General features: G+C 60.1%; 12 protein-coding genes. 11 read left to right on the top strand and 1 reads right to left on the bottom strand.

Translation table 11 applies throughout. From position 1 onward, the window contains the following. The first annotated feature begins 15 nt into the window (after positions 1 to 15). From copM to GGQ97_RS06930, 5 genes are all read left to right on the top strand, one after another. Positions 16 to 354 carry a CopM family metallochaperone gene (copM, locus tag GGQ97_RS06950; protein ID WP_168068260.1) on the top strand — a complete coding sequence of 113 codons (339 nt, stop codon included), beginning with the start codon at positions 16 to 18 and terminating at the stop codon, positions 352 to 354. Positions 355 to 378: 24 nt separating this feature from the next. Then, positions 379 to 1,284, top strand: coding sequence for a cation diffusion facilitator family transporter (locus GGQ97_RS06945; protein ID WP_168068259.1), 906 nt, complete (start codon positions 379 to 381; stop codon positions 1,282 to 1,284). Between the two features lie 65 nt (positions 1,285 to 1,349). Continuing rightward, positions 1,350 to 1,637: a hypothetical protein gene (locus tag GGQ97_RS06940; protein WP_168068258.1), complete on the top strand. Its 288-nt coding sequence runs from the start codon at positions 1,350 to 1,352 to the stop codon at positions 1,635 to 1,637. Next, positions 1,634 to 1,792, top strand: a complete 159-nt coding sequence (locus GGQ97_RS06935) for a hypothetical protein (protein WP_168068257.1) — start codon at positions 1,634 to 1,636, stop codon at positions 1,790 to 1,792. The genes GGQ97_RS06940 and GGQ97_RS06935 overlap by 4 nt, the downstream gene beginning before the upstream one ends. Positions 1,793 to 1,926: 134 nt before the next feature. Continuing rightward, the gene (locus tag GGQ97_RS06930) at positions 1,927 to 2,937 is read left to right on the top strand and encodes a hypothetical protein (RefSeq protein WP_168068256.1); all 1,011 of its coding nucleotides are present in this window, start codon (positions 1,927 to 1,929) and stop codon (positions 2,935 to 2,937) included. On the opposite strand, the gene GGQ97_RS06925 is transcribed toward GGQ97_RS06930, so the two are convergent. Then, the gene (locus tag GGQ97_RS06925; RefSeq protein ID WP_168068255.1) at positions 2,869 to 4,056 is read right to left on the bottom strand and encodes a hypothetical protein; all 1,188 of its coding nucleotides are present in this window, start codon (positions 4,054 to 4,056) and stop codon (positions 2,869 to 2,871) included. The two genes, GGQ97_RS06930 and GGQ97_RS06925, sit on opposite strands and share 69 nt — an antisense overlap. A gap of 131 nt (positions 4,057 to 4,187) precedes the next feature. Between GGQ97_RS06925 and GGQ97_RS06920 the strand changes: the two genes are divergently transcribed. The 6 genes from GGQ97_RS06920 (at position 4,188) to GGQ97_RS06895 (ending at position 10,780) form a co-directional block, all read left to right on the top strand. Next, complete coding sequence (locus GGQ97_RS06920; protein WP_168068254.1) at positions 4,188 to 4,406, top strand: hypothetical protein; 219 nt, start codon at positions 4,188 to 4,190, stop codon at positions 4,404 to 4,406. Beyond that, positions 4,403 to 5,233 carry a hypothetical protein gene (locus tag GGQ97_RS06915; protein WP_168068253.1) on the top strand — a complete coding sequence of 277 codons (831 nt, stop codon included), beginning with the start codon at positions 4,403 to 4,405 and terminating at the stop codon, positions 5,231 to 5,233. Before GGQ97_RS06920 ends, GGQ97_RS06915 begins: the two co-directional genes overlap by 4 nt. Positions 5,234 to 5,337: 104 nt before the next feature. Further along, positions 5,338 to 7,527: an integrase catalytic domain-containing protein gene (locus GGQ97_RS06910; RefSeq protein ID WP_168068252.1), complete on the top strand. Its 2,190-nt coding sequence runs from the start codon at positions 5,338 to 5,340 to the stop codon at positions 7,525 to 7,527. 10 nt (positions 7,528 to 7,537) lie between these two features. Continuing rightward, a complete protein-coding gene (locus GGQ97_RS06905; RefSeq protein ID WP_168068251.1) occupies positions 7,538 to 8,500 on the top strand; it encodes a TniB family NTP-binding protein in 963 nt (320 codons plus the stop codon). 66 nt (positions 8,501 to 8,566) lie between these two features. Further along, positions 8,567 to 10,375, top strand: coding sequence for a hypothetical protein (locus GGQ97_RS06900; RefSeq protein WP_168068250.1), 1,809 nt, complete (start codon positions 8,567 to 8,569; stop codon positions 10,373 to 10,375). A 177-nt stretch (positions 10,376 to 10,552) separates the two neighbouring features. Then, the gene (locus GGQ97_RS06895; protein WP_168068249.1) at positions 10,553 to 10,780 is read left to right on the top strand and encodes a hypothetical protein; all 228 of its coding nucleotides are present in this window, start codon (positions 10,553 to 10,555) and stop codon (positions 10,778 to 10,780) included. Positions 10,781 to 10,831 lie beyond the last annotated feature (51 nt).

Below are 10,831 nucleotides of genomic sequence, written 5' to 3'. Positions count from 1 at the left end.
AGGAAAGGTCAACACATGAAAGCGGCAACACCAATCGCGTTTGCAGCGCTTCTTCTCGCCGCTTGCGCCCCGCAAGCGCAGCGTGACGAGCAGAAGACGGCGGAGCGAAAGACCGAGACCTCGCATGGAGGCATGGGCATGACCCTCGATCCGGATAATCCGGACCGGAGCTTTGCGGAGGGGATGATCCCGCACCACCGCGACGCCGTAAAGATGGCCGAGGCGCAATTGCGCCTCGGCCGGGATCCCGAACTTCGCGCCTTGGCGACGAAGATCATCAAGGACCAGCAAAGCGAGATCGATCAGCTCGAGCGTTGGCTCGCCCGACCTCAAGATGACGGAAGCAAGCAGTGATGCACGATCAGCAGGAGAACCAGCATGGCGCATAGTCACGGCGAACATGCCCATAACCATGCGGCAGGGGCCAACAGCAAGATGCTGGGCTGGGCTCTGGCCCTCACCACCACCTTCCTCGTCGCTGAATTGGTCGGGGCCTACGTCTTCAACAGCCTCGCCCTGCTGTCCGACGCGGCGCACATGTTCACCGACGCCGCAGCTTTGGCGATTGCATTGGCGGCAGTGAAGATCGGTCAGCGTCCAGCCGACGAGAAACGAACCTTCGGCTACCGGAGGTTCGAGATCCTAGCGGCCGCCTTCAACGCGCTGCTGCTCTTCGCGGTGGCCGCCTACGTTCTCGTCGAGGGCATCCGGCGGTTCTTCGAACCGAGCGAAGTGCAGTCGACCGGCATGCTGATCGTCGCTACGATCGGCCTCGTCGTAAACATCATCGCTATGCGCCTTTTGTCGGCTGGCAAGGACCAGAGCCTGAACGTCAAAGGCGCATACCTCGAAGTCTGGGCGGATATGCTCGGGTCGCTGGGCGTGATCGTCGGTGCTGGCGTGATCATGGCTACCGGCTGGCAGTGGGTTGATCCACTGGTCGCCATCGGTATCGGCCTGTGGGTCCTTCCTCGTACTTGGATCCTGCTCAAGGACACTACCCGCATCCTTTTGGAAGGGGTGCCAAGCGGCATCACCCTCGCCGAGGTCCGGAAAGCGATCTCGGATGTCCCTGGGGTGGCCGGCGTCCACGACCTCCATGTCTGGTCGCTCACCAGCGATGACAACAGCCTTTCAACGCACGTCGAGCTCAAAGAAGGGGCCGACTTCGAAACAGTGCGGATTGCAATCGCCACCATGCTGCACGACCGGTTTGAGCTGCAGCACTCCACGATCCAGGTTGAGCGGAGAGAATGTGAGGATGCGAGTGCCCTTCATCCCTGATCATCGGCACTCGGCGATACCAAGTTCTGACCACTTCATCACCGGTGGAGTGAGAAGGAGACCCCATGGTACATCACGGCCGGATCGGCCCGCCGATCTTCACTCCGAAAGGGTCGCTCTACGATGACATTCGGCAGAGGATTGCCAACGCCGGAGGAGCGATCAGTCGCGAAATGCTCGATCGGGAAATCGCCACCGACGCGTCGTGCTCGGAGCGAATTGCGAAGGTTGGCGGTTTGCCCTCTCTTCTGACCAACATGCACCATAGTGGGGAAATCACTATGGGGCCGAACACCATCTGCCTTACCGAGCGTGCGAAGCGGAGAATGGCAAAGCAGGCAGGGACAAAATGAAGCACGACCGTCCTGTTCTCGGAGGCTTTGCAGTTGCCTTGCTAGCGTTGCTGCTGACGCTCGTCGCCTTCGCTGCTTGGCGCGCTCTCAGCCCAGCGTCATCTGAGACCAACGACGCGATCCTCGACGAGCGTGCCGCGAAGGGCAAGCTTTGAAGAAGTTGCGTGATCAAACGGTTATCCTCGGAACGCTGATTCAAGTCCTTACCTCTCTCGTTCGTTCCCAGCACAACACAAGGCCAGCAAAAGAAGGAAGATCCGGACTCCGATGAACTCCATCGGAGGAAGAAATGGGCGACGAGATCATCAGGCAGTTGGCGGAGTTACCTCCGCATCTCTGGGCTGAGTCTCTCCGCAGGTTGGAAGTAGTTGACCGTTACCTTGCCCTCGACAAGCCGACGACGGCTGACGCAGATCGATCGGCTGCTGAGCTCAATCTGGTTCAGCGCAGCTTCTTCCGTCTCGCCGCCGCAGTCCGCGAACTTCGCGCGGGCGGAACGCCGAAGGTTTCCTCGCAGGGACAGCAAAGCAAACTTCGGCACGACAAGCGGAGCGTCTTGGACGACACCATCACCGATCTTGGTCCGGGTGCACGTGACAGCGAGATATTCGCCGAATGCAGCCGGCGATGCAAAGAGCAAGGTCTGACGCCGCCTTCGTGGAACGCGGTCCGGACACGCACTGGCAAGCCAGTGCTGAACCCTGATTTACGGAGTCGGATGCGCCGCGACGCTGATTTCGTCCTCGATGCATGCCCCCTCGACCTGACCGTGCATGTTGCTTCTGCCGAACCGCAATTGGCCGTGCTCACCGCGATCATCCACGTCGACAGCGGCGAAGTGCTTGGCTTCCACCTCGATGGGCAGCCTGTAGAAACGTCAGCGGTGGCGCACGCATTTGTGGACGCCATCGATCATCGGAGAAGCGGGCCCCATTCCCGTCACCGGGGTCAACGACTGATCGTCTCGACAGCCCTGCAGTCGCACATGTCAGTTGTTGAGAGCCTTGCTCAAGCCGCCAAATTGCGTCTCGACACCACTGCTTCCCTTGGCCTCGCGCCCGGCACTGCGCTGACAAACGCCGTCGGTCGAAAAATCGGGCGCATTCCGTTTGCGCCGCGAGCCCGAGTGAAGGCTCGTCCTGATCTCGCCGTTCCGCTCCACCACGCTCAAGCAGTTGTGGGCGAACTCCTTGCCCGACGGTCGCTCGCAGGAGGCCGGCCATGCGCGGGCTTAGTGAGTCCCAAGAACGCCCGGTCCGTGCGTGATCTTGCGCTCGGCATCCTTGAGGATTGCAGCTGACGAGTCGTCGAGCGCCCGAAGAAATAACTCCGTCATGCTCCGCATGATCTCGATCAGGCGCTTCCGACGAGCGTCTCGCGACCGGCCAGCCTTCATCTGTTGAAGAATGCCTTCATTCCACTTCGCAACGGCGTGCCGCACGACCTCTTCAGCCTTTGCAAAAGGCAGAGGGGCGGTCGCAAGCTGCTCATCGACGAGCTGAGGGTTTGCCGTTGATCGAATTAACAAGGTGTACGGACCCAAGCGGTTGCCGATCATTCGAAAGATGTTTTCACCATGCCTGCGTGGTCCCCGACCTGACGTTCTCGTTACGCCATAGTCCAGCATGAAACCCGATACATGAGCGTCCTCCGGATAAACCCAGTCGAATTCGCGAACCCGAGAAGCAACATTCAAGCCGGCGCCAGCAAATTCAGGCACCCGAGACCAGGCATCAACAAGGGCGGACAGTACACCGGATAGCGGGTTGCCTCGTCTGAAAAGCCCAACACCACCGATAAGCTTGGTTTGCCGATCAATGAGCAGCGTGACGACCACATACTCGACCCCCTCATCGCTCTCACGGGTCAGTGTTATAGCCGATTGATCCAGAAGCCACTTTTCACCGAAAATGCGTTCGCCGGCGTCCCGCAAGCGGCCTTCGGCGCGAAGAGCTAGCAGACGGCGCCTAATTGCAGCTGTCGAAGGAGGCTCTACGTTCGCTGCTCGGCAGGCGGCCAGCACTTCATCGACGACGTCCTTCCAGCGCGCATCCTCTTCGGTTTCCAGGATCCGCTCCAAGGTTATTTCTGCAACCTTGCCCAAACCATCTGCAGCGGCCGATGCCCGCTGACGCACCCGAAAATTGGGAGCTAACCCGGCCACGGGTCCATGCTCGCGAAACTTTCGGACCAGCCGGTAGAAATTCCGCTCAGACGTGCCGAGATCCGCCGCCAAGGTGGCGGCATCCGCAGCAGTCGGGCTCGGCATCCCCACGTACTTATCCATCGCCCTTAGGCGCTGCAGAACGGCCGATTGGCTGACGAGCGGCAGTGCCAAGAGCGTGGCTTCGTTGCTCTCGAAGGTGGCGCGGTCAGCGGAATGCTTGGCCACGAGTTCAAGGTCGGCTGCCGAGATCATGCTGCGACCCTACGCAGGATCAATATGACGAGCAATCATCGTTTTCACATTTTTTGTCAGCAGCGAGCTTGCGCCCAGCGCAACTCAACCCTAGCTATGGCCACGCACCGACAAGAAAAGTGGAAACGATTATGGATGAGCGCTTCATGACAGACACACGGAAGGGCCAGTCCGAAGTCGCGATCAAGCCGCTCGTTGACGACAGCGCAGATGTCGACTTGTCGGGTCATGGCATGAAGGCTGACGTTCCTCGCCCGGTGATCACCGATGCGATGCGGCGGCTCAGCTGGCGGCGGCGGCAGGCTCGTTCCTGGGTGCGCGTGTCCAGCCGTCAGGCTCCGCAGGCATGAGCAGCAACAAGCAAAACGACGATATCGTAGCTACACCGGTCGCCACGCACGTCGACCCGCGCTTTGCTATCGCTCGCCAGCTTCTAGATCCTGCAATCACGCCCGATCGTACCCGTGTGCGTCCGCTCACGAACTTGCCTGAGGCTGGCGACGAACTCGTAACGATGGCTCACATGCATGTAGCCGTCCACGGTGGTTCCTTGCGCACCTTTACCGGTAACCTCGCTCACGAGAATGGTTGGTGGCCATCGTACAAGCGCCGCCGTCTTCAATACTGGGAAGGCATGACGCAGCGCGCCTACCTCATGCGCTGCGAGGTAGATCAAGAAGTAGAATGGGCCCAAAGCGAGCGCCGCCGTTTCGAGTTTCCGTTGAATGGCCGGCTCCGTCGCTACACTTGCGACGTCGAGGTCCAGAAAACGGACGGCTCGGTCGAAATCGTCGAACTCAAGCGTAACGAGCGCGACCTCGAAGACGAAGATTACCGTCATACCCTTGCCGGGGTCGCCGAAATCTGTCGCCGCTGCGGCTGGACGTTCAAAATTGTTCTGGCGCCCGAGATCTTCGTGTCGCGTCACCACCGTGACAACGTCGAGCTTTTCCAGTCGCGTCGCTTCGCACGGGTCAGCCCCGATCACATCCGTCGGCTGGATAGCTTCGCTTTGAAATGCGGACTGGTTAGCAGCTACGGAGAGCTCGCCGAGGTCATCGAACCCGGCTTCGCGCCAGGCGGCATGGCAGTGCTTCAGGCGCTACTCGTCAGAGGTCGCATCAGCATCGATCTCACGCAGCCCATCTTCCACGAGACGCCTGTGCGTATCGTCTAGACCCACCCCATTTCAAGGAGAACCGAGGCGCCTTCGAGCGCGAACTAACCGCTGAGCCCGTCGCTCAGCGGACTGGACAACTATTGCCTAACAGGGAGAAGGCTATGTCGCATTACAATTACCCTCTGAACACAATCATCGAGATCGATGAGGCGCCTTACAAGTACGTTGGCTTGCCCATGCCGGGCCGCATTCATCTGATGCACTGCCAAACGGGCCTGCCCTACATCATCGAAGACAAAGAGGGCTTCATGGGGTTGCTGACGCCCGAGGGCTATGATGAGCTGCTCTTGGAAGGCCGTCTTATCGTACGAGAGACCGAGCGGGCATCGATCGCTCGTAAGATGGCTTCTGAGGCGGAGTGGACGTTCGCTGATTGCGACGAACTGGACCCCAAGGCCCGCAAGATGCTCGCACAATGCGAGATCCTCGACGATCACGGAGTACCGAATGGCGTCAAGGCGATCGGATTGGCGTTGGGCGATTATTGGACGCCTGAGCTTCGCGAAAAGTACGGCGAGCACGACAATCCGCATACCATCAAGCGGTGGCGTACCGACCGTGGTTTCGCAGGCGACCGTAACATCCGCGACATGGTGCGGATGACCGGCCGGGTCCGCCGCGCTCCCTACTTCGATGACGTACCGCAGGAAGTCCTTCAGAAGGGTGCTCTCCTGAATTGGACGCAGCAGCTCAGCTACGCGGACGTGACCACTGAAATCAGCAACGAGTTGCGCGACATCAATGCTGGTAACTCGTCGCTCTATCCCAAACCCGAGAAGCCCTATCCTATTCCGCACTACGCTACCGTGCGGCGAGCCTGCCGGGCGCTGATTGGGGCCGTTACCCGCGAAGCTCGCGACGGCAAAGCCGCTAGCGACGCCGACTGGAAGGGTTCAGGCCGCCCGCTGACGGCAAAGCGCGCCCTCGAACTGGCGATCATCGACCATACGCCGATCAACGGGTTCTTCGTTCTCGACCTCGATCACGAGATGGTGGCCGGCAAGCCATGGCTGACCGTCATGATTGACGTTCACAGCGAGGTGATTCTCGGCCACGTTATTAGCTACCTCCCACCTTCCTACTGGACGGTAGGCGAGGTGCTGAAGCGTGCGAGCCTTCCGAAGCGCCCCCCGCCCAAGCTCATCGAGCGATACCCCATCCTTCGCCGCATCTGCGGCAAGGCGGCCGAAATCATCGTCGATAACGCAGCTGAGTTCCGGAGCCAGGCGCTCGAAGACGCTGCCAAGGGGGCCGGTTTTGCCGTCCGTCACTGCCCCATCAAGAAGCCCCGCTACCGCGCGATCGGCGAGCGCATTTTTCCCACGCTGCAAGAGAAAGTCACCAAGCTGATTCCAGGCGGATCGAAGCCCATCGCGCTTGCGCGTAAGCTCGGCCACGACCCCGAGCAGGAAGCATGCGTCACGGTGCGCGAGCTGGAGGCCTTGGTGAATGCCGCGATCGCGGAATATCACATCTCGACACATTCCGGCCTCCAAGACCGCCAGCCTGCGCTCGTTTTCGAGAAGAGTGTCGCCAAGCATGGGATCGACTTGATCCACGACCTTGCGGGCTTCCAACGCGAAATCATGGATGTGTCACCAGCCGTGCAGCTGTCCAACACCGGCTTGCGGCTCTTCAACCTGCGCTACCACTGCATTCGCGGCGTTCCGAGCTTGCTCGAAGACCTCGTTGCCGTGGAACCCCGGCGGCAGTCGCGGGCAGATGCAATCGCCACCGTGAAGGTGAAGTACGACCCTCAAGATATCTCGGTGGTCCACGTCTGGAATCGCGTCAAGAAGACTCACACCATCCTTCGCTGCTCGGACGAAACCTATGCAAACGGCATGCCGCTATGGTTTCACAATCAGCTCCTAGAGCGTGCGCGTGAAGAGGCGGCCGCCTTCAACACAGAGGCAGAGCGGATTGCTTTCCGTTCGCGGCGCATCAAGGCCATTCGCAACATCTCGCCGGAGGCTAAGCATCGTGAGCGGCTTACGGTCGCACGCCTCTACGAGATCCCGCGTCTCCGGCAGATCACGGGCAACCTCGTCCACCTCCACATGGACGAACCAGAAGCCATTTCTCTCGACGAGTTCATCGCCCACGACCTCTCAGCAACTACGATGCTGGACGACGAGATTTTGGCTCCTCGACTTCCTGTCGACCAATCTCGCAAGCCGAAGAACAAACGGGACCGTCGTGACGCGGGCCAGCCCAGTGAGAGTCAGGAGAGCAAGATGCCTGCCCGTCGCCCCACCCGCACCCGCCGCGTGAGCGGCAGCTATGAGTGAGGTCAGTCAGATGGCCGAACAGATGAACACCTCGGTCCGGGCCGATAACGGCAAGGAGGGGCGCGCGGAGCGCCCCTCCGAGCGTTCGCGTCGTGTGGCAGAGGCGCGGGCCTCGTTTCGCGCGATCCGCCTCCCCTACCCTCGGCAGGATGAGCTTGTCGCTGCCCTCGACGAGCTTCGATTGACTGGTCAACTCTCGAAGGGGCAGACACAAGGCGGAGTCCGCCTCATCGCAAACACTGGCTCAGGCAAGACGGTCGGAGCTGAGCGTTTCAAAGCCTACGTTGAAGCGGCTGATGAGCATGCCCCAGGAAGCCAGCCTGTTGTCATCGCGACGGTCGACGGCTCAGGCACCACTCGGTCCATTCCCGCGAGCATCTTGAAAGCCATGGGTGTCCCACGTCCTGAGCATGGTGCAGAGCCAGTCCTCTGGATGCGGGCCTTCGACGCTCTCGAGCGCTATGAGACACAGTTGCTGATCATCGACGAGTTCAACCGCGCGGCTCGCCGGCCGACCATGAGTTCAGCAATCGCGACCGCTCTCCGTGACGTGATGGATCGCGGCATCGTCCCGATGGCGTTTCTGGCTACTGAGGAAGCACGCGACGTTTTCAAGCGCAGCCCGGATCTTGCCGGTCGATTGGATGCTCCGGTTACCATGGAGCCTCTCGATTGGCTTGTGGAGGAGGACAGAGAGCTGTTCCTTGGCTTCGTTAGCGGCTTAGACGGCGAACTCGTCGATCGAGGCATCCTTCGGCTCTCGTCAGGACTTGCTGAAGAAGCTCTCGCTCGCCTTCTTTGCGAGGCGTCCAACGGAAACCTTCGCCAGCTCTGCCGCGTCATCGAGACAGCTCTCGCCGCTGCTGTGCGGCGAGACGACGCTGCCATCGGGCGCGAAGACCTTGCTGACGCAGTTGATGATTGGTCGATCGCCAACCACTGCATCGCCTACAACCCTTTCCGGGCTAAGTAGGCCATGGCGACAGCTAGTCAGCATGCCCGAGCACCATGGCGCATCGAGGCACCGAAGCCCGTCATCATGGGGGAGTCGCTGGACGGCTACATCGCCAGGGTTGCCGCAGCCAACTGGATCGAGAATGCCCTAACGATCACGAGCCTGGCTGGCGTGATCTATGGCCATAAGCCGACGTTATCGACGTCGAACTGGGATGGTCTTCCTGTCATTGCCGATTGCCTGCGCGTCGATGTCGAAGACCTGCAGCTTCGCTCTTATCCGACCGATAATGCCGGGCGCCGTGCGTTCTTTGGGGTGCCCATTCCGCGAAATGATATCGACATCGCAGTAAGGCGCTTCGCGCCGGCTGCTTTGTCTATCTCGCCCCACCATAGAGCGCTGTGGCAGCTCCGAGCCTTCCCCTTCTGCTGCGAGACATGGCAATACCTTGTAGATTGCTGTGCTCGCTGTGAGCGTATCCAGCGTTGGCACCACACCAATGGTGTCGCTCGTTGTGATCGGTGCGTTGAGGATCTCTCAGCGGTCGAGTCCGACGTCGTACCGAACGAGCTTCGATCAAGCCTTGAGGCGGCCGTAGGCCTGGTCCACCCGGATACCGCTCGCCGGCAGCACAGCCTGGGTGCACTTCCCGCCGCCTTGCAGCATCTTGGCCTAGCTGAAACGTATGAATTGCTCGTCAGGGTGGCGATCGTCATTCAGCCACGCATCACGCCAGCCCGATACGGCACGAATGCAAGCTGGAATCAGCCTAAATCTGTGGTGGTCGAAGCCATCGCGGCTGCCTGGAACATGCTTTTGGACTGGCCCCATTCGCTTCAAGGCCTGATGGCGTACCGGCTAAGCAGCGCATCCACCCGTCATCAAGACGGCAATGGCGGAAGCACAATGCGCTTCCTTCGACTACCCAGTCACGAAGGACTTACACGCCAATTACGAGACACGATTGAGCAGTTCCGCTCCTCTATCGATCTCGACGGTCCAAACTCCAGTCATCTGGGCAGGCAGACACTCAGCACTCAGGATGCGGCGGCTCGCCTCGGATATTCTACCAAGGGCGTCGCTGATCTTCGTAGGCAGGGTGCGCTTGGAACTGTTTTTGCCCTGCATGAGGGTCGGGCAGCACCCCGTTACGACGCCGCCGAGATTGACGAGTTGGCCGAAATCATTGTGTGCCGGGTTTCATTGGAGAGCGCAGCGTGGAAGCTCGGCATCTCTCACCACGGCGTTGAACAGCTGATCGCGATGCAGATGCTGCAAACTCACGGCGATTGCTTCTGCATACCTCGGTATGGCGCTCCGCAGATCGCTGGGCCCGTCCTTGACGACCTGATCGCGAGGATCGGATCCTCATCCCGATCTTCTCTCGCAAGCGAGCCCATCACGCTGCGAACCGCCGTGGGTTCAATTGGCGGCCGAGCGAAGCCTTGGGGACCGATCTTCAAAGCCCTGCTTGATGGTGCACTGCCCTTCAAACTCGATCATTGCACTGGGGCACTGACAGAGCAGATTCTTGTAGACCACACCTGCATTCGCTTCCTTCGCTCATTTTTCTTCGAAGTTTCCAACTATGAGGGCGCGAAGTTTAGCAACGTGATGTCGCGGCGAGATGCTGGCGAAGTGCTGAACCTCTCCCCCAAATCCTCCACGCCGCTACTTAAGGGGATGGCATCTGTGCGCGGTGACTCCAAGGCCGTGGACTTCCCGGAAATTGTCAGGCTCAGCAGAATTCACATCAGCAGCCGCGAAATCGCTCTTCGCCTGGGCATAGCGCCGAAGACGGCGTTTGCCCTAGCCAAGGAGATGATGGTGCCCCTGCTCGGCCCGGCAGGTTGGTGTCGTGAAGCTGCAGAAAGACAGCTAGGTCTCACCTGAGTGATTCAGGTCGCGATCCGGCATACCGGCTTTCCCTTTGGTAGGGCCGGCAGCCTCGCTCCCTCCAGATGTGTGCCGCAGCTGACACTCGAAAGCTGAAATTACAGCCGGACGCCGAGGCACATCGAGCGCCAGATAAATCGCATTGGCAGCAGCGTTCACGGCAGACCAGCGATCATGCTGTCGCTCGCTGCCCAGCCCCTCCCAAAATCCATTAAACGGCCAGAGCGGCAGAACCTTTTCACTGCCCCTGTGGCGGAGCCACGCAAGGGCCAGCGCGATCCCTCTGCTTCGGCGAACCGGACCCATGTGAGCTGCAGCGGCCGCTTCCTCAATCGTTTCGAGCGCAAGCTCGCGCAGGTGCTTATCGTCGACTCGCCGCATGATGCCGTTGAGAACGTATAGAGAACAGAAAGGCAAGCTGCTTAAGCATGCGACTGTCGCGATCTCGAACGC

The sequence above is a fragment of the Sphingomonas kaistensis genome (assembly GCF_011927725.1).
In the GTDB taxonomy this organism is placed as follows: domain Bacteria; phylum Pseudomonadota; class Alphaproteobacteria; order Sphingomonadales; family Sphingomonadaceae; genus Sphingomicrobium; species Sphingomicrobium kaistense.
The sequence above is the reverse complement of the archived record's forward strand: the minus strand, read 5'-3'. Positions and strand labels throughout refer to the sequence as shown.